Origin of the sequence: Streptomyces sp. NPDC086787, assembly GCF_044745865.1 — a bacterium.
Classification (GTDB): domain Bacteria; phylum Actinomycetota; class Actinomycetes; order Streptomycetales; family Streptomycetaceae; genus Streptomyces.
This window is the reverse complement of the sequence record NZ_JBIVBC010000001.1, coordinates 1,260,753-1,278,939: the sequence shown is the minus strand read 5'-3', so window position 1 is coordinate 1,278,939 and position 18,187 is coordinate 1,260,753. Positions and strand designations below refer to the sequence as shown.

The window sequence follows — 18,187 nt, the reverse complement described above, 5'->3', positions numbered from 1 at the left end:
AGCGCGGGTCCCACCGCCTGGGGGCGGGTGAGCCGGTCGGCTTGCCCGCCCCTTCGCATGCAGACCTTCCATACATTGATCGAATTCCCCTTGAATCAATAGTGGATAGTGCAGTCATGACTGCAATCAAGGCAATCACGTCCGCATGGGAAGCGGTGGGCGGCGATCCCGCCCTGGTCCCGCGGGTGTCCGTCGTCCCGCGCCGGGGAGCGCTCGACGCCCGGCTGCCGGTGCGGGAGCTGGCGAGGGCCAGCGTCGGAGCCTGCGCGCTGGCCGCCGCCGAACTCGGGGCACGGCGGGCCGGGCTCGCCGAAGTGCCGGAGGTCCTGGTGGACGACGCGACGGTCGCCACCGCCTTCCACAGCGAACGGCTGATCCAGGTCGACGGGCGCACACCGGAGGCCTTCGCGCCGCTGTCGCGGTTCTGGCGGACGGCGGACGGCTGGGTGCGCACACACGCGAACTACCCGCACCACCGCGCCCGGCTGCTGAGCGCGCTGTCCATGCCCGAGGACGCCACCGCGGACGACGTGGCCGGGCTGCTGGCCCGGTGCTCCGCCCTCGCCGTGGAGGAGGCCGTGTACGCGGCCGGCGGTCTCGCCGTCGCCCTGCGCACCCCCGGGGAGTGGGCCGCGCACGAGCAGTCGGCCGCGGTGGTGCAGCAACCACTGGTGGAGCGCGCCCGGTTGGACTCGGCGCCGGTGCGGGCACTCGCCCCCGTCGGCCGCGCTCCCCTGCTGCCCGCCGCCGGACTGCGCGTGCTGGACCTGACCCGGGTCCTCGCGGGCCCGGTCGCCACCCGCACACTCGCCCTGCTGGGCGCCGACGTACTGCGCCTGGACGCCCCGCACCTGCCGGAGCTCCCCGATCTGCACGCGGACACCGGCGCCGGCAAGCGGTCGGCGACGGTGGACCTCGACAGCGACCGCGCGGTCTTCGAGGAACTGCTCGCCGAGGCGGACGTCGTGGTCACCGGATACCGGCCGGATGCCCTGGACCGGTTCGGGCTCTCCCCGCGGGCGCTGGCCGGGCGACGGCCCGGACTGGTCGTGGCGCAGGTGTCGGCGTGGGGCACCCACGGCCCGTGGGGCGGACGACGGGGCTTCGACAGCCTGGTGCAGGTCGCGACCGGCGTGGCGGTGGCCGAGGGGACGGGCGGGCGGCCCGGTGCCCTGCCCGCGCAGGCCCTCGACCACGGCACGGGCTATCTGCTGGCGGCCGCCGTATTGCGGTCGCTGACGGAGCAGTCGTACGACGGCGGCAGCCGGCTGGTACGGCTGGCGCTGGCCCGCACCGGGGCGTGGCTGACGCGGGGCGTCGGACACGGCCCGGCGGGCGGCACCTTGTACGACCCGACGGACGTCCGGCTCCTCGAGCGGGACAGCCCGCTGGGACGACTGCGGTACGCCCCGCCGGCGGTGTCCTTCGCGGACGGCCCGGCCGACTGGGCGCACCCGCCCGTGCCCTGGGGGTCGGACGCGCCCCGCTGGGTCTGATCAGCCGTTGGTGACCAGCACCTTGAGAGCGGTGCGCTCGTCCATCGCCTTGTAGCCGTCCGGGACCTCCTCCAGGCCGACCGTCAGGTCGAAGACGGGGGACGGGTCGACGGTGCCGTCCAGGACGTCGGGCAGCAGTTCCGGGAGGTAGGCGCGGACCGGTGCGACGCCGCCGCGCAGCGCGACGTTGCGGTCGAACATGACGCCGAGGTCGAGTCCGGTGCCGCTGCCGTGGGGGACGCCGACGAAGCCGATCGCGCCGCCGTCCCGGGTGATGCCGAGGGCGGTGCTCATCGACTGCTCGGTGCCCACCGCCTCGATCACGGCGTGCGCGCCCTGGCCGCGGGTGAGCTCGCGGACCGCCTCGACGGCCGCTTCGCCGCGCTCGGCGACGACGTCGGTGGCGCCGAAGCGTCGCGCGATGTCGGTACGGACCTGGTGGCGGCCGAGCGCGATGATCCGCTCCGCACCGAGGCGCCGGGCGGCCAGCACGGCGCACAGGCCGACGGCCCCGTCCCCGACGACCGCCACGGTGGCGCCGGGCCGGGCGCCCGCGCCGAGGGCGGCGTGGTGGCCGGTGCCGAGCACGTCGGAGAGGGTCAGCAGGGCGGACAGCAGATGGTCGTCGGAGGCGGCGTCCTTGGGCAGCTGCACGAGGGTGCCGTCGGCGAACGGCACCCGCACGGCCTCGCCCTGGCCGCCGTCGTAGCCGACGGAACCCCAGAAGCCGCCGTGCTCGCAGGACGTCGTCAGGCCCTCGCGGCAGTAGTCGCAGACGCCGTCGGACCACATGAAGGGGGCGACCACGAGATCGCCGCGCCGCACGGTGCCCACCTCGGAGCCGGTGTCCTCCACGATGCCGAGGAACTCGTGACCGATCCGCTGCCCCGGCTGCCGGGCCGCCTCACCGCGGTACGCCCACAGGTCGCTGCCGCAGATGCAGGCGCGCAGCACCCGCACGACGGCGTCGGTGGGCAGCTGCACCACGGGCTCGGGGACGTCCTCCACGCGCATGTCGTACGGGGCGTGGATGGTGGTGGCGCGCATGGCGAGGGTCCTTCTCTTGGGGCGCGGACGGGAGGCGCTCAGGGGGTGGTCGAGCGCATTTCACCGTACGCCGCCACCGGGGCGGGCCGCCTGTCGGGGCCCGCACCGCCACCCGCCGCGTGAGGCCGCCTATACCCCGGCGGCTCCGAGCAGGCTTCCCGCGCCGTAGGTGACGCCCATGGCGAGCGCCCCGCCCACCATGTTCCGCAGCACCGCCCGCCCGGGGTCGGCCGCGCCGAGGCGGGCGCTGCTCCAGCCGGTGAGGGCGAGCGCGGCCAGGACGGACGCCACGGTGACGAGGAGGCGTACGGAGGCGGGTGGCAGGACGATGGCGAGGAGCGGCAGCAGGGCGCCGACGGTGAAGGAGAGGAAGCTGGCCCAGGCGGCGTGCCACGGGTTGGTCAGCTGGTCCGGGTCGATGCCGAGCTCCACGCGCGCGTGGGCCCGCAGCGCGTCCCGCCGGGTGAGCTGGACCGCGGCCTCGCGGGCCACCTCCCGGGTCAGCCCGCGGTCCTCCAGCAGTCCGGTCAGTTCCTCCAGTTCGGCCTCCGGCTGCTCGCGCAGCTCCCGTCTCTCCATGGCCAGTGCGGCCAGTTCGGAGTCCCGCTGGGTGGAGACGGACACGTACTCCCCCGCCGCCATCGACATGGACCCGGCGAGCAGTCCCGCGAGGCCCGCCGTCAGCAGGGCCGCGCGGTCGCTCGTGGCACCGGCCACGCCGACGACCAGGCCCGCGGTGGACACGATGCCGTCGTTGGCGCCGAGCACCGCGGCCCGCAGCCAGTTCAGCCGCGAGCCCAGTGCTCCGCCGTGCGCCTCGTCATGGGGTGGTGCGGTCACGGGTCCGAGGATGACACCCCGGGCGTCACCAGACGCGTACCGACGCTCCTCTCGCGAACACGGGGCTCGTCGCGTCCGCGGGCGGTTCTGCGAGGGGCTGTGCGACTTCGGCGACGGTGGGTCCGGCCTTCGCCGCGATGGGGTCCAGGAGGCCGAGGTCGAAGCCGTACACGCGGGCCGCGTTGCCGCCGAGCATCGCGGCGGCCTCCTCCCTCGGCACGCCGGCGAAGGAGAAGCGCAGGGCTTCCCGGGTGTAGGGGTGGGTGCCCTCGTCGTGCGGATAGTCGCTGCCCCACATGATCCGGTCGATGCCGATGCGGTCGCGCAGCGGCACTTCGTGCGGGCGCATGAAACTCGCGCCGACGAAGCAGTTGTCGCGCCACACCCGGGACGGTGGCTCGCCCATGCCCGCGGCCAGGCCCGCACCGAACTTGGACTCGGCGGTGGCCGTCCGATCCGCCGCCGTGACCATGCGGCCGTGGTAGTAGTCCAGCATGTCGAGCACGCCCGGGATCCAGCCCGAGCCCTGTTCGGTCAGGACCAGTCTCAGGCCCGGGTGACGGCGGAAGGCGCCCCCGAAGACGAGGTGCCACAGCGCGCGGTGCGAGAACCAGGTGGTCTCCACCATGAACACCGCGCGGGCCGCCGGTTCGTCGCCGAGCGGCGGGGAGGCGGAGCCCGCGTGGTGGTTGACGGGCACGCCCAGTTCCGCGCAGACGGCCCAGATCGGGTCGTAGACGCGCGAGTACAGCTCGGGCAGGCCGGATCCCGGCGGGGTGCCCGGCAGCATCGGGCCGCCCCTGAGTCCCGCGGCGACCGCCCGGCGGATCTCCCTGACCGCCTCCTCGACGTCGTTGAGGAGGATCTGGAAGACGCCCGCGCGGCGGCCCGGTGCCGCCGCGCAGAAGTCGGCGAGCCAGCGGTTGTGGGCGCGCAGGCCCGCCCAGCGCCGCTCGAAGTCCGCGGCGGTGGGCGGTGGGGCCATGAGGGCTCCGGAGGGGAAGAACGGCGGGATGGTGTTCGGGAAGACGACCTCGGCGACGATGCCGTCCGCCTCCAGCTCGGCCAGCCTGCGCTCGGAGTTCCAGTTCCGGTCGGCCGTGTCGGCGAGGAGGTCCTCGTAGGGGTTGACGTAGGTGTCCGCCCAGGCGTCGAACGCGTCGTGGTGGCGATTTTCCAGGTAGGGGCGGTAGTCGAGCAGGTCGGCGCCCGCGTGGCAGTCGGCCGAGATCACCGTGTATCGGTCGTCGTCGCCCGCCCCGCTCATGACGTGGTCCCCAGCGTCGGGAAGTCGTTGTCCGTCAGCCAGTGCCGGCCCACTTCGCGCGAGCGGGCCCAGGACGCCGTCACGGCCGCCTGGTCGTCCGGCTGGCCGAGGTCGGCGGGGGTGGGGCCGATCCGGCGGGCCAGCGGGGCGAGCCGCTCCGTGTCGAAGCCGAAGACGTCGGCCGCGGCCAGGCCCAGCATGCGGCGCGTCTCGGTGACCGGGATGTCGTGGAAGGTGCGCCGCAGCCACCCGCGGGTGTCGGGCCAGGTGCCCTCGGGGTGCGGGAAATCGCTGCCCCACAGGATGTTGTCGACGCCGATCTCGTAACGGTGGGCGAGTTCGCGGCGCTTGGTGTTGGTCGCGCAGACGAACACCTGCCGGTCGAGGTACTCGTGCGGCGGACGGCGCAGTTCGGCGAACGGGGAGAGCTTCTTGCCGCCGTGCGCGCCGAGGTAGAGCCGGTCCATGAACCACAGCAGGTTGGGCAGCCACCAGCAGCCGCACTCGGCGACACCGAAGCGCAGTCCGGGGTGGCGTTCGAACACGCCGGACCAGAGCAGGAACCAGAGCGGCCGCGCGGGCCACCAGGTGACCTCGGAGACGTAGATGCCGAGGTGGTCGCCGTACTCGTGGCGCGGGGAGGTGCCGGAGTGGGTGAGCACGGGCATCCGGCACTCGGCGGCGGCCGCCCACACGGGGTCGTAGCGGCGGTCGTGGTACGGCTCCCTGTCGCCCCACATGGAGGGGATCATCAGGGCGCCGAGGCCGGACTCCTTGGCCCGGTGGACCTCGGCGACCACGGCGGAGACCTCGGCGGTGACCGGCAGCAGGGCCACTCCGCAGTGCCGTTCGGGGTGCTGGGAGACGAACTCGGCGAGCCAGCGGTTGTGCGCCCGCGCGCCCGCCATGCCCAGTTCGGGGTCCTGGTCGCCGGAGAGGCCGAGGCCGACTCCGAAGGGCGCGGCCGTGCGGCTGTCCACGGCGTCGGCGTCCGGGAAGACGACCTCGGCGGCCACCCCGTCGCCGTCCAGTTCCTTGAGCCGCTGCGCGGCGTCCCACCCGCCGCGCAGCCCCTCCTCGTTGTCCAGGAACCAGCGGTCGGCGAAGGCCTCGTTGCGGATGCCCAGCCGGGTCATCTCCTCGCGGCGCCGGTCGCGGCCGGCGAGGAACTCGTCGAACTCCCGGTGGAACCGGGACTCCAGATAGGGCCGGTACTCCTCGGTGGGCAGCCCGGCGTGGCAGTCGGAGGAGATGATCAGGTACGGGTCCTGGTCCGTCATCGCGGTGCCCTCCTCAGTCCAGGATGAAGTTCTCCAGGTACGACGGGTTGGCGCGGTCGAGCATCGAGCGGGCCCGCGCCCGGATCTGGGCGTCGCTGTGCCCGCTCTCGGGCAGCAGCCAGAAGCGGCCCGCGCGGATGCCGTCGACGACCAGGTCCGCGACCTCCTCGACCGGGGTGAAGGACACCTCGCGGCCCGCGTCGCGCATCGCCGTCTCCCACTGGTCGAGGCTGCGGTACGGGGTCCGGCGCGGCCGCTGCTTGGCGTAGCGGGCGGGTCGGTTGCGGTGCGACTCCCACAGGCCGGTGCGCAGCATGTGCGGGCCGGGGAAGAGCACCGAGGCGCCCACGCGCGTCTGCTCTGCCTTCAGGTGGGCGTAGAGGGACTCCGTCAGGGTGACGACGGCCGCCTTGGTGACGGCGTAGACGGAGGCGGTGGGCAGCGGGGCGATACCGCCGTCCGCGGAGGACGTGTTGACGACATGACCGGGTTGAGCGGACTTGATCATCCTGGGGACGAACGCCTGGACGCCGTGGAAGACTCCCCACACGTTGACGGAGAAGGCCCACTTCCAGTCGTTCGGCTCGTGTTCCCACATCCGGCCCTCGGCGCCCGAGCCGACCCCGGCGTTGTTGCACAGGACGTGTACGGCGCCGTAGGTGTCGTACGCCGATTCCGCGAGGTCCATGACCTGTTCGCGTTCGCTGACGTCGGTCACGCGCGCGTGCACGTCGGCGCCCTCCGCGCGCAGGTCCGCCGCGGCCTTCTCCAGCGCGGCCCCCTCGACGTCGGCGAGGACCACCTTGAGGCCCTCGGACGCGAACCTGCGGGCCATCGCCAGTCCGATACCGCTCGCCGCCCCGGTGACGACGGCGACCTGTCCCGCCCGCAGTCTCATCGGGCGCTCCCCTCGGGGGGCGCGTCGAGCGCCTGGAACGGATCGTCGTAGCGCTGGTGGAGATACGGCAACAGGGCGTGCGCGGCGACCCGTTCGACGACCCGGCCGCGCTGGTCGCTGGTCTTCTCGCCGAGGCTGATCTCCAGCAGGCGGTGCACGGGGAGGTCGGCGACGGGGTCGTACATGGACTCCCGCAGGACCACGTCCCCGGTGACCTTCTCCAGCTTGCGGACCCGCTCCTCGCGTACGCAGTGCACGAGGACGGGATCGGCGTCGAAGCCGGAACCGTCCACCGCGGGAAGGCACTTGAAGTAGAAGTCGGTCTTCCGGGACGGCTCCGGGAGGGGCAGTACGCCGGTGACGGCGCCGCGCACCTCCACGAAGGCGATGCCGTGCCGGGCGAGCGCGGCGCGGACGACGAGGCCGTCCCGTTTCACGGTGACCTCGCCGAGCTTCTTGGGCTCGCCGAAGACCTCGCGGCCGCCGGTGAGGGCGCGCTCGTGGGTCATCGGCATGACGAGCGGGTACCAGCCCTCGACCGAGTCGTGGGCGGCGGCGACCGCGAACGACCCGGCGCCGAGCGGATACCCGGGCAGTTCCACCTTGCTGACGCTCACTCGCACGAGCGGCCGCGCCGTCGGTTTGAGCGGGGGCGGCAGGACCGCGGCGACCGCGTCCGGGTCGGTCTCCCAGACGGCTGTCACACCGGTGGACCAGATGTGCGGGAGCTTCGCGCTCGCGGTGCGCGCGGCCGTGATCTCCGCCTCGGTCCGCGCGCCGTACCGTACGCGTGCCATACGCCGTACCGCCCTTCCGTAGAGGGTCAACCGCCGGGCGGCAGCACGTTCGCACCGGGTGCCGAAAAGGTCCATAGGCGTGTGCACGGACATTCGCGGCACCCGACCGGTGTTCGAACCGGCGGCGCCCCGCGGGCTGCTGAGGGGGCTTCGGGGCGGGGCTGTCGGTCCCGGCCCGTATCCTCATTGACCATGCTCGAAGACCGAACGACCGCAGCACCCTCCGCCACCCGGTGGCCGGCCGCGTATCCGCAGGGGTACGCGGTCGTTGACGTGGAGACCACCGGGCTGGCCCGGGACGACCGGATAATCTCCGCGGCCGTCTACCGGCTCGACGGGCGCGGCGAGGTCCAGGACCACTGGTACACGCTGGTCAATCCGGAGCGTGACCCGGGCCCGGTGTGGATCCACGGTCTGACGAGCGAGGTGCTGGAGGGCGCGCCGCTGTTCGCGGACATCGCGGAGGAGTTCGCGTCCCGGCTGGACGGCCGGGTGCTCGTCGCGCACAACGCGGTCTTCGACTGGCAGATGATCGCGCGTGAGTACGCGCGCGCGAAGCGGCAGGCGCCGGTGCGGCAGCGGCTGTGCACCATCGCGCTGTCCAAGGAGCTGGGCCTGCCGCTGCCCAACCACAAGCTGGAGTCGCTGGCGGCGCACTTCGGTGTCGTGCAGCGGCAGGCGCACCACGCGCTGGACGACGCGCGGGTGCTGGCGGAGGCGTTCCGGCCGAGTCTGCGGGCCGCGGCGGCGGACGATGTGCGGCTGCCGCTGCTGGAGTGCCGTCCGCTCACGGAGTGGACCGACCGGCCGGCCCCGGTGATCGGCCGGCAGGGCGGCGGCTACCGGTCGGCCGGCTGGCGTCCGTCGCGCAGCCGGCCCGCCTGCCCGTACCCCAACCCGGGCCGCTACGAGGAGGGCGGACGTCTCAGGCAGGGCATGCGGGTGGCGTTCTCCGGGGACACCTCGGTCGACCGTGAGCTGCTGGAGGACCGGGCGACCGAGGCCGGTCTTCATGTCGCGACGAGTCTGTCCCGGCTGACCAGCCTGCTCGTCACCAACGACCCCGAATCGGGCACGTCGAAGGCGGTCAAGGCGCGCCAGTTCGGTACGCCGGTGGTGGACGAGGCGGCGTTCGGTCAGCTTCTCGGGGATGTCGAAGCCGCCTCGGAAGGGTGACCCGCACCGGAGCTGCGGACGGGCTGCGGACGGGTGATTGCCGCGCGACTCGCCCGGCGCCCGCTCGCCGGGGCGAGGGCGACGGCTCACTCTGTGGCCCATGGCGAAATGTGAAGTTTGCGGAAATGACTACGGGATGACTTTCGAGGTGCACGCCCAGGGAGCGGTGCACGTCTTCGACTGCTTCTCCTGCGCCATCCACCGGATGGCCCCGGTCTGCGAGCACTGCAAGGTCTCGATCATCGGCCAGGGCGTGGAGGCCGACAACCAGTGGTACTGCGGGGCGCACTGCGCCCGCTCGGCCGGAAAGACGGGGATCGTGGACCGGGTGTGAGCCGGTACCCGACCGACAGCACCCCACGACCGAGTTGTACCGTCGTGGGGTGCACCGCTACCGCTTCCTGCTGACCCGCCAGTGGGTGATCCTCACCCTGTTCTCCCTGGCCCTGATCCCCACCATGATCAGGCTGGGCTTCTGGCAGCAGGACCGGTACGAGGAGCGCACCGCACGCAACCAGCTGGTCTCCGACGCGCTGAACGCCAAGCCGGTGGCCGTGGAGACGCTGACGTCCCCGGGCCACACCGTGACCCGGTCCGAGCGCTACCACAGCGTCACCGCGACGGGCACCTTCGACACCTCCCGGGAGGTCGTGGTCCGGCGCCGCGTCAACGCCGACGACGAGGTCGGCTTCCACGTCCTGACCCCCTTCGTGCTGACGGACGGAAAGGTACTGCTGGTCAACCGCGGCTGGATCCCCGCGAACGGCGCCCAGACCGCCTTCCCGAAGATCCCCGCCCCGCCCGCGGGCCGGACCACCGTCACCGGCCGGCTCAAGCCCGACGAGACGACCTCGGCGAGCGGCATCAAGGACGTCAAGGGGCTGCCGGACCGCCAGGTCATGCTGATCAGCAGCGAGCAGCAGGCGCGCCGGCTCGGCGCCGAGGTACTCGGCGGCTATGTCGAGCAGACGGCCCCCGAGCCGAAGGGCGACACCCCGCAGCAGATCTCCAGTCCGGGCAAGGAGGACGCCCCGCTCAACTACGCGTACATGATCCAGTGGTGGCTGTTCGCCGCGGGCGTCCCGGTGGGCTGGGTGGTCCTGGTGCGCCGTGAGAACCGGGAGCGCGAGACGGCCGCCGCCCCGGAGGAGACTGCCGCACCGGCGGAACCGGCCGGGGTGTGACCGACCGCGTGTCACCCGCCCGGCCGCACCTCTGATTGCCGGACCGGCTCACCGGGAACCGGCACCCCGTGCAGCCCCGCATCGAGGACTACGCCCTCATCGGCGACGAGCAGACGGCGGCCCTGGTCGGCAGGGACGGTTCGATCGACTGGCTCTGCCTGCCGCGCTTCGACTCCGCCGCCTGCTTCGCCCGGCTCCTGGGCGACGAGGAGAACGGCCACTGGAGGATCGCGCCCAAGGGCGCGGACCGGTGCACGCGTCGTGAGTACCGCGCCGACACCCTCGTCCTGGACACCGAGTGGGAGACCGCGGAGGGCACGGTCCGGGTCACCGACCTGATGCCGCAGCGCGACCGCTGCCCCGACGTCGTACGCATCGTGGAGGGCGTCAGCGGCCGCGTCACCGTGCACAGCACCCTGCGGCTCCGCTTCGACTACGGCGTGATCATCCCCTGGATGCGCCAGTCCGGCGGGCACCGGGTGGCCGTCGCGGGCCCCGACTCGGTGTGGCTGCGCAGCGAACCCGCCGTACGGACCTGGGGCGAGAACTTCGGCACCCACTCGGAGTTCACCGTCGCGGAGGGCGAGCGGGTCGCGTTCGTGCTCACCTGGCATCCCTCGCACGAACCGCGGCCCCCGCTCGTCGACCCGTACGACGCGCTGCGCTCCAGCGTCACGGGCTGGCGGCACTGGACGGCCCGCTGCCGCTACAACGGCCCGTACCGCCAGGAGGTCGTGCGCTCCCTGATCACCCTCAAGGCCCTCACCTACGCCCCCACCGGCGGCATCGTCGCGGCCGCCACCACCTCGCTGCCCGAGGAGCTGGGCGGGGTCCGCAACTGGGACTACCGGTTCTGCTGGCTGCGCGACTCGACCCTCACCCTGGGCGCCCTGCTGTCCGCGGGCTACCACAAGGAGGCCGAGGCCTGGCGTGACTGGCTGCTGCGCGCGGTCGCGGGCGACCCGGGAGATCTGCAGATCATGTACGGCGTGGCCGGCGAGCGGAGGCTGCCCGAGTTCACGGTGCCGTGGCTGTCCGGCTTCGCCGGGTCGGCGCCCGTCCGGATCGGCAACGCCGCCGTGAACCAGCTCCAGCTCGACGTGTACGGCGAGGTGATGGACTCGCTGTGGCTGGCCGGGCGCGCGGGGCTGCCGACCAGGCCGCACATGTGGTCGCTCCAGGGCGTCCTGCTGGAGTGGCTGCGCGAGCACTGGCGGCAGCCGGACGAGGGACTGTGGGAGGTGCGCGGCGGCCGTCGGCACTTCGTCCACTCGAAGGTGATGGTGTGGGTGGCGGCCGACCGGGCGGTGCGCACCCTGGAGGAGCGGCCCGATCTGCGCGGGGACCTGGAGGGCTGGCGCGCGCTGCGGGACGAGGTGCACCGCGAGGTGTGCGAACGCGGCTACGACCCGGTGCGGAACACCTTCACGCAGCACTACGGCTCGCGCGAACTGGACGCCTCACTGCTGCTCATCCCCCGCGTCGGCTTCCTGCCGCCGGACGACCCGCGCGTGGTCGGCACGGTGGACGCGGTCTGGGAGGAACTGGGCCACTGCGGCTTCGTACGCCGGTACGACACCGAGGAGACGCCCGTCGACGGGCTGCCGGGCGGCGAGGGGGCGTTCCTGGCGTGCTCGTTCTGGCTGGCGGACGCGCTGCACATGACGGGCCGCACGGGCGAGGCGAAGAAGCTGTTCGAGAGGCTGGCCGGTCTCGTCAACGACGTGGGGCTGCTGGCCGAGGAGTACGACCCGGTGGCGGGCCGCCAGCTCGGCAACTACCCGCAGGCGTTCAGCCACATCGCTCTGGTGAACTCCGCTCTCGCCCTCTTCGGGGAGGACGGGGCAGGATAGACATCATGGATCTTGGACTGAAGGACCGGGTGTACGTCGTCACCGGAGCCACCCGCGGACTGGGCAACGCGACGGCGCGCGAACTCCTCGCCGACGGGGCGAAGGTGGTCATCACCGGGCGGGACGAGAAGGGTGTCGCGCAGGCGGCGGCCGAACTGGGGCCGGACGCCGTGGGGGTGGCGGTCGACAACGCCGACGCGACGGCTCCGGAGCGGCTGATCGCGGCCGCCCGCGAGCACTTCGGCCGCTTCGACGGCGTGCTCGTCAGCGTCGGCGGCCCACCGGCCGGTTTTGTCGCCGACATCACGGACGAGCAGTGGGCCGCCGCCTTCGACTCGGTGTTCCTGGGCGCGGTCCGGCTGGCCCGCGCCGCGGCGGCCGAGCTGGAGGCGGGCGGTGTCATCGGGTTCGTGCTGTCGGGCTCCGTGTACGAGCCGATTCCGGGGCTCACGATCTCCAACGGGCTGCGGCCCGGTCTCGCCGGGTTCGCCAAGTCGATCGCGGACGAGCTGGGCCCGCGCGGCATCCGGGTGGTGGGGCTGCTGCCGGGCCGCATCGACACCGACCGGATGCGCCAGCTGGACGGTCTGTCGGCGGACCCCGAGGCCACCCGGGCGGCCAACGAGTCACGGATCCCGCTGCGCAGGTACGGGACGCCCCAGGACTTCGGGCGGGTGGCCGCGTTTCTGCTCTCCCCGGCCGCGGGCTATGTGACCGGGGTCATGGTGCCGGTGGACGGCGGGGTGCGGCACGGGTTCTGAGCGTCAAGTAACCCTTTCCGCGCGGTGCTTGACCGTCCGGAGCCGTACCTCCGTCGGCAGCCCGGCCAGACCCGCCGACTCCCGGGCGTGGGCCAGGGACCGCGCGGTGAGGTCCCGCAGCACCGTGCCGGGGTCGGCGTACGGCTCCAGCTGGAGCCGTACGCGGGCCCCGGGGGCGTGCCGTCCGCCGGTGAGCGTGACCTGTGCGTACGCCACACCGTCCAGGCCCGCCGCGTCGTCGGCCAGCGCGTCCTCGAAGGCCCGTCCGCGCAGCAGCACGCCCGCACCGTCGTCGCCGGTCTCGACGAGGAACTCGCCGAGCCGGCGGCGGCGCAGCACCGCCGTGAGCCACCAGAGCGCGAGCAGGACGAGGACGCCGAGCGCACCGAGGACGGCCGGCCACCACCAGCCGTTGTCCTGCCACCGGGTCCGCCGGGCCTGGGTGAGCAGGACGTCGTGCGGTCCGTCGTGGATCCACCACGCCGGCGGCCGGACGCCGAGACCCACGGCGAGCACCGAGCCTCCGACGACGGCGAGCAGCAGGCCGGCGACCCCGATCAGTATCCGGTTGACCGTCCTGAGCACCGGCCTCACCCCTTGCGTCCGGGCCGCGCGACACGCAGCGACAGGGCGACCGGCCGGGTCAGCACGAGGCCGCCGATCGCATCGGTGAGCGTGGCGTCCAGGTCGGCGCGTACGTCTTCCGGTTCGCGGAAGTGCGAGACCGCGCGGACATCGGCCTTCCTCCGCCGCACCCTCACCCGTGCCGCCCGTACGCCCGCGATCTCCATGGCACGGTCGCGCAGCACCAGGGCGGCGGCGTCCCGGCCCAGCGCGGCACGGACGTCCGGGTGCGGTCGGCGCATGGGCAGCAGGTCCCGAAGTCCCGGCGTGACGGCGAGCACGATCAGCCACAGGCCGATGACCGCCGCGACACCGGCGCCGACCAGCACCCAGGTGTCGTCCAGGGGGCGGGTGGCGAGCTGGGCGGCCAGTTCGCGGCGCCAGCGCATGGCGGGCCGGTGCGCCCGGACGGCGGCGATGTCGTACAGGAAGGCGGCCGCGACGATCAGGAGCAGCAGCGCGACGACGCCCGCGGGGACCCGGCGCGCCGACCACACACGATCGGCGTGGGCCGTCGCTGCGGGGAGTGCGCCGGGCTCCTTCTCGACGGATTGCCCGGTGGCCGGGAGCGGGTGCAGTGCCTCGGCGTGTACGACGACCTCCGGCACCGCCATTCCGGTCAGCGCGTGCACCCGCTCCGCGACGTGGCGGCGTACGGCCGCGCACCGGGCGCCGATGTCGGTGGGGTAGTCGAGTTCGAGGCGGACCCGGATCCGGGCGGTGCCGTGGTGCACGGTCACGGTGGTCTGCGGGGGCGCGGCGTGTCCGGTCGGCGGTCCCGCGGCCTCGCGGGCGGCCTGTGCCGCGATCTTGGCGATGACCCGGTCGGCGATCCGCAGCGCGCCGCGCTCGCCGGGCCGCGTGGCGGTCCCGGCTCCGCGCGGCTCATCGGTCGTGCTGTTCACGGCGGTCACCGGCGCCGGTCACGCCGGTCGTCGCGGGCGCGGAAGAAGTCACCCGGCTCCAGGTCACCCTCCAGGATCCGGCCCGCCACGAAGCCGACGGCGCCCAGCGCCGCCACCAGCAGGAAGGCACCGAATCCGCCGAAGTACCCGGCGAAGCCGAGCGCCATTCCGGCGATCATGCCGACCGCGGCCATGCTCATGCTGCGCTCCTCAGCTCGTCAGCCGTGCGTCGTCGGGGGCGGTGCGTCACTGGATCCGGGGCTCCGGTTCGTCGTCCTCCTCGTCCGGCAGTTTGACGTCGCTGACCGCGATGTTGACCTCGACGACCTCGAGTCCGGTCATCCGTTCCACGGCGGCGACCACGTTCTCCCGCACGGCCCGTGCCACGTCGCCGATGGAGACGCCGTAGTCCACGACGATCTCCAGGTCGAGGGCGGTCTGCACCTCGCCGACCTCCGCCTTCACGCCCCGGGTCACCGACTTGGTGCCACTGCCCGGCACCCGGTCCCGTACGGCGCCGAAGGTCCGCGACAGCCCGCTGCCCATGGCGTGGACGCCGAGCACGTCCCGTGCGGCGAGCCCGGCGATCTTCTCGACGACCCCGTCGGCGATGGTCGTCCGTCCCCGAACCCCCGGGTCACCGCCGCCGCGTCGCACGGCCTTGCGGGGCTGCGCGGACGACTGGGCGTCGGCCTCGGGGGGCGTCCGGTTCTGCTCCGTCATGTCGGTCATGGCCGTACGTCCTTCCGGTCGTCGTCCCCCGAACCAAGGTAAGCGGGGTTACCCGGCCGCGCGCTCAGGATGCGGCAGCCTGGAGCAACGACGACGGCGCCGCCGCCTCGCGGTGGAGGCGGCGGCGCCGGTGGCAATGCCGGCCGGGCCCGCCAAGGCGGATGCCGGCCGGGCCCGCGGACTACTCGCCCATGCCGGCGAGGTCACGCAGTCGGCGGGCCTGGGCCTGACGTTCCGCGGCGCGCTGCTCGTCGAAGGTGCGGCCGCTCGCGTCGCGCAGCAGCGTCTTGGTCTCCACGATCGCGTCCCGGGGCGCGACGAGCAGTGCCGCCGCGAGGTCGCGGACCGTGGCGTCGAGTTCGGCGACGGGCACGGCCAGGTTGGCGAGGCCCCAGTTGACGGCCTCCTCGGCCGGCACGAACCGTCCGGTGGCGCAGATCTCCAGCGCGCGGGCGTAGCCGACGAGCCCGACGAGCGGATGCGTGCCGGTCAGGTCGGGCACCAGTCCGAGGCTGGTCTCGCGCATGGCGAACTGCACGTCGTCCGCGACGACGCGCAGGTCGCAGGCGAGGGCGAGCTGGAAGCCGGCCCCGATGGCGTGCCCCTGGACGGCGGCGATGGACACGATGTCGCTGCGCCGCCACCAGGTGAAAGCCTCCTGGAACTCCGCGATGGTCGCGTCCAGCCCGGCGTCGTCACGACGCGCGAGATCGGTGAACGGCGCCTCGCCCGGGATGCCCTCCGGTGTGAACATCCGCCGGTCCAGCCCGGCGGAGAAGGACTTGCCCTCGCCGCGCAGCACGACCACCTGGACGGAGCCCGGCAGGAGCCGCCCGGCCTCGGCCAGCGCCCGCCACATGGCAGGGCTCTGGGCGTTCAGCTTGGCCGGGTTGGTCAGCGTCACCGTGGCGAGCGCGTCGCCGACGGTGAGCCGTACGCCGTCCTTGTCGAGTACGGGCGACAGATCCTTGTCGGGCGAAGCCATGGGGTGCCTCCGAGGGGTGCGGTCGTCCTGCGCACCGTACGGCATCGCCGTACGACGGCACAGCTAAGTGACTGCACAGTAACCACCCGGGCGATCAGCAGACCGACCGGGTGGCCACCATCGAAGGCGATGGGCCGCCCGGCGTCAGGACGCTGCGGCCTTCTTGCCCCGGGTCGCCCCGCCACGTCCACGCAGCGTGACGCCCGACTCACTGAGCATCCGGTGCACGAAGCCATACGAGCGGCCGGTCTCCTCGGCCAGCGCCCGGATGCTCGCACCGGAGTCGTACTTCTTCTTCAGGTCTGCCGCGAGCTTGTCGCGCGCGGCGCCGGTTACCCGGCTGCCCTTCTTCAGAGTCTCGGCCACCCGTGCCTCCTCATGGGAAGTGCGCTCTGGTCCCCTCATGATCACCCCTCCAGGGCCCGATGGCCACCCATTCGGCAAGGTCTGTGGGACAAGCTTGTGACGACAGGAGCTCGTCCCCACAAGCGGAACGGGTGATTCCGGGCGGCGCCGGCCGTGCCGCCGAACGGGTTCTTCCGCTAAGTGCCAGGTCAGAGATGCGACGCGGCCGACCCCCGGTCAGAAAGGGGTCGGCCGCGAAAATCGGTGTAGGACACACCCCGATACGAGGAGATCTCACTCAGATGATGGATCACGGATAAGCCGAATGATCCATAGCCTGTGGATCACACATTCGATCAAGCGAGGGCGACGAGGTCCGCGTAGTCGGCGCCCCACAGGTCCTCGACGCCGTCCGGCAGCAGGATGATCCGCTCCGGCTGGAGCGCCTCGACGGCGCCCTCGTCATGGGTGACCAGGACGACCGCGCCCTTGTAGGTGCGCAGCGCGCCGAGGATCTCCTCGCGGCTGGCCGGGTCGAGGTTGTTGGTCGGCTCGTCGAGGAGCAGCACGTTCGCCGACGACACCACGAGCGTGGCCAGCGCGAGCCGGGTCTTCTCGCCGCCGGAGAGGACACCGGCCGGCTTGTCCACGTCGTCGCCGGAGAACAGGAACGAGCCGAGTGTCTTGCGGATCTCGACCAGGTCGATGTCCGGGGCGGCCGAGCGCATGTTCTCCAGCACCGTGCGCTCGGGGTCCAGGGTCTCGTGCTCCTGGGCGTAGTAGCCGAGCTTGAGGCCGTGGCCGGGGACGACCTCGCCGGTGTCGGGCTGCTCGACGCCGCCGAGCAGCCGCAGCAGGGTCGTCTTGCCGGCGCCGTTCAGACCGAGGATGACGACCCTGGAGCCCTTGTCGATGGCCAGGTCGACGTCGGTGAAGATCTCCAGCGAGCCGTACGACTTCGACAGGCCCTCGGCCATCAGCGGGGTCTTGCCGCAGGGCGACGGGTCCGGGAAGCGGAGCTTGGCGACCTTGTCGGAGATCCGGACCGCTTCGAGACCGGAGAGCAGCTTCTCGGCGCGGCGGGCCATGTTCTGCGCGGCGACCGTCTTGGTGGCCTTGGCGCGCATCTTGTCGGCCTGCGAATTGAGGGCGGCGGCCTTCTTCTCGGCGTTGGCGCGCTCGCGCTTGCGGCGCTTCTCGTCGGCCTCGCGCTGCTGCTGGTACAGCTTCCAGCCCATGTTGTAGACGTCGATCTGGGCGCGGTTGGCGTCCAGGTAGAAGACCTTGTTCACGACCGTCTCGACCAGGTCGACGTCGTGAGAGATCACGATGAAGCCGCCGCGGTAGGTCTTCAGGTAGTCGCGCAGCCAGATGATCGAGTCCGCGTCGAGGTGGTTCGTCGGCTCGTCGAGCAGCAGGGTGTCGGCGTCCGAGAACAGGATCCGGGCCAGCTCGATACGGCGGCGCTGACCGCCGGAGAGCGTGTGCAGGGGCTGGCCGAGCACCCGGTCGGGCAGATTGAGCGCGGCGGCGATGGTGGCGGCCTCCGCCTCGGCGGCGTACCCGCCCTTGGTGAGGAACTCGGTCTCCTGGCGCTCGTACTGCCTCATCGCCTTGTCGCGCGTGCTGCCGGTGCCGGTGGCGATGCGCTGCTCGTTCTCGCGCATCTTGCGCAGCAGCACGTCGAGGCCGCGCGCGGAGAGGATCCGGTCGCGGGCGAGGACGTCCAGGTCGCCGGTGCGGGGGTCCTGCGGGAGGTAGCCGACCTCGCCGGAGCGGGCGACGTTGCCGGCGGCGGGGATGCCCTCACCGGCCAGCACCTTGGTGAGGGTGGTCTTGCCCGCGCCGTTGCGGCCGACCAGGCCGATGCGGTCGCCCTTGGCGATACGGAAGGTGGCGTTCTCGATGAGGATGCGGGCACCGGCGCGCAGCTCGATACCGGAGGCGGAGATCACGGACAGACTCCAGGCGGGACTGGGATTGACGGGTGGGCGGCT

General features: G+C 72.8%; 19 protein-coding genes. 6 read left to right on the top strand and 13 right to left on the bottom strand.

Annotated elements, in window-relative coordinates; all coding sequences use genetic code 11:
* Nucleotides 1-116 precede the first annotated feature (116 nt).
* Nucleotides 117-1,496: a CoA transferase gene (locus ACIPK3_RS05940; protein ID WP_402566784.1), complete on the top strand. Its 1,380-nt coding sequence runs from the start codon at nucleotides 117-119 to the stop codon at nucleotides 1,494-1,496.
* Here ACIPK3_RS05940 and ACIPK3_RS05935 read toward each other — a convergent pair whose 3' ends face one another.
* From ACIPK3_RS05935 to ACIPK3_RS05910, 6 genes are all read right to left on the bottom strand, one after another.
* Nucleotides 1,497-2,543, bottom strand: coding sequence for a zinc-dependent alcohol dehydrogenase family protein (locus ACIPK3_RS05935; RefSeq protein WP_402566783.1), 1,047 nt, complete (start codon nucleotides 2,541-2,543; stop codon nucleotides 1,497-1,499).
* A gap of 129 nt (nucleotides 2,544-2,672) precedes the next feature.
* Nucleotides 2,673-3,383, bottom strand: a complete 711-nt coding sequence (locus tag ACIPK3_RS05930; protein WP_402566782.1) for a VIT family protein — start codon at nucleotides 3,381-3,383, stop codon at nucleotides 2,673-2,675.
* 25 nt (nucleotides 3,384-3,408) lie between these two features.
* Complete coding sequence (locus ACIPK3_RS05925; RefSeq protein WP_402566781.1) at nucleotides 3,409-4,650, bottom strand: amidohydrolase family protein; 1,242 nt, start codon at nucleotides 4,648-4,650, stop codon at nucleotides 3,409-3,411.
* The gene (locus ACIPK3_RS05920; protein WP_402566780.1) at nucleotides 4,647-5,930 is read right to left on the bottom strand and encodes an amidohydrolase family protein; all 1,284 of its coding nucleotides are present in this window, start codon (nucleotides 5,928-5,930) and stop codon (nucleotides 4,647-4,649) included. The genes ACIPK3_RS05925 and ACIPK3_RS05920 overlap by 4 nt, the downstream gene beginning before the upstream one ends.
* A gap of 13 nt (nucleotides 5,931-5,943) precedes the next feature.
* On the bottom strand, nucleotides 5,944-6,828 hold the full coding sequence (locus ACIPK3_RS05915) for an SDR family NAD(P)-dependent oxidoreductase (RefSeq protein ID WP_402566779.1): 885 nt from the start codon (nucleotides 6,826-6,828) through the stop codon (nucleotides 5,944-5,946).
* Nucleotides 6,825-7,625 carry an acetoacetate decarboxylase family protein gene (locus ACIPK3_RS05910; protein ID WP_402566778.1) on the bottom strand — a complete coding sequence of 267 codons (801 nt, stop codon included), beginning with the start codon at nucleotides 7,623-7,625 and terminating at the stop codon, nucleotides 6,825-6,827. Before ACIPK3_RS05910 ends, ACIPK3_RS05915 begins: the two co-directional genes overlap by 4 nt.
* A 192-nt stretch (nucleotides 7,626-7,817) precedes the next feature.
* On the opposite strand from ACIPK3_RS05910, the gene ACIPK3_RS05905 reads away from it, so the two are divergent.
* From ACIPK3_RS05905 to ACIPK3_RS05885, 5 genes are all read left to right on the top strand, one after another.
* A complete protein-coding gene (locus ACIPK3_RS05905) occupies nucleotides 7,818-8,801 on the top strand; it encodes a DEDDh family exonuclease (RefSeq protein ID WP_402566777.1) in 984 nt (327 codons plus the stop codon).
* Between the two features lie 100 nt (nucleotides 8,802-8,901).
* Entirely contained in the window at nucleotides 8,902-9,135 is a 234-nt protein-coding gene (locus tag ACIPK3_RS05900; RefSeq protein WP_402566776.1) for a hypothetical protein, read from the top strand.
* A gap of 49 nt (nucleotides 9,136-9,184) precedes the next feature.
* On the top strand, nucleotides 9,185-9,985 hold the full coding sequence (locus ACIPK3_RS05895) for an SURF1 family protein (protein WP_402566775.1): 801 nt from the start codon (nucleotides 9,185-9,187) through the stop codon (nucleotides 9,983-9,985).
* A gap of 68 nt (nucleotides 9,986-10,053) precedes the next feature.
* Nucleotides 10,054-11,838, top strand: a complete 1,785-nt coding sequence (locus tag ACIPK3_RS05890; RefSeq protein ID WP_402566774.1) for a glycoside hydrolase family 15 protein — start codon at nucleotides 10,054-10,056, stop codon at nucleotides 11,836-11,838.
* 5 nt (nucleotides 11,839-11,843) lie between these two features.
* Nucleotides 11,844-12,599: an SDR family oxidoreductase gene (locus ACIPK3_RS05885; RefSeq protein ID WP_402566773.1), complete on the top strand. Its 756-nt coding sequence runs from the start codon at nucleotides 11,844-11,846 to the stop codon at nucleotides 12,597-12,599.
* A 3-nt stretch (nucleotides 12,600-12,602) separates the two neighbouring features.
* Here ACIPK3_RS05885 and amaP read toward each other — a convergent pair whose 3' ends face one another.
* From amaP to abc-f, 7 genes are all read right to left on the bottom strand, one after another.
* Nucleotides 12,603-13,193, bottom strand: a complete 591-nt coding sequence (gene amaP / locus ACIPK3_RS05880) for an alkaline shock response membrane anchor protein AmaP (protein WP_402566772.1) — start codon at nucleotides 13,191-13,193, stop codon at nucleotides 12,603-12,605.
* On the bottom strand, nucleotides 13,190-13,837 hold the full coding sequence (locus tag ACIPK3_RS05875; protein ID WP_402566869.1) for a DUF6286 domain-containing protein: 648 nt from the start codon (nucleotides 13,835-13,837) through the stop codon (nucleotides 13,190-13,192). Before ACIPK3_RS05875 ends, amaP begins: the two co-directional genes overlap by 4 nt.
* Before the next feature lie 296 nt (nucleotides 13,838-14,133).
* Nucleotides 14,134-14,328, bottom strand: a complete 195-nt coding sequence (locus tag ACIPK3_RS05870) for a hypothetical protein (protein ID WP_402566771.1) — start codon at nucleotides 14,326-14,328, stop codon at nucleotides 14,134-14,136.
* Nucleotides 14,329-14,374: 46 nt separating this feature from the next.
* Nucleotides 14,375-14,860 (bottom strand): Asp23/Gls24 family envelope stress response protein, encoded by a 486-nt coding sequence (locus ACIPK3_RS05865; RefSeq protein WP_402566770.1) that lies wholly within the window; start codon nucleotides 14,858-14,860, stop codon nucleotides 14,375-14,377.
* Between the two features lie 181 nt (nucleotides 14,861-15,041).
* On the bottom strand, nucleotides 15,042-15,845 hold the full coding sequence (locus ACIPK3_RS05860) for an enoyl-CoA hydratase/isomerase family protein (RefSeq protein WP_402566769.1): 804 nt from the start codon (nucleotides 15,843-15,845) through the stop codon (nucleotides 15,042-15,044).
* A 144-nt stretch (nucleotides 15,846-15,989) separates the two neighbouring features.
* Nucleotides 15,990-16,211: a helix-turn-helix domain-containing protein gene (locus ACIPK3_RS05855; protein WP_018533414.1), complete on the bottom strand. Its 222-nt coding sequence runs from the start codon at nucleotides 16,209-16,211 to the stop codon at nucleotides 15,990-15,992.
* A gap of 335 nt (nucleotides 16,212-16,546) precedes the next feature.
* Entirely contained in the window at nucleotides 16,547-18,145 is a 1,599-nt protein-coding gene (gene abc-f / locus ACIPK3_RS05850) for a ribosomal protection-like ABC-F family protein (protein ID WP_402566768.1), read from the bottom strand.
* Nucleotides 18,146-18,187: the final 42 nt, after the last annotated feature.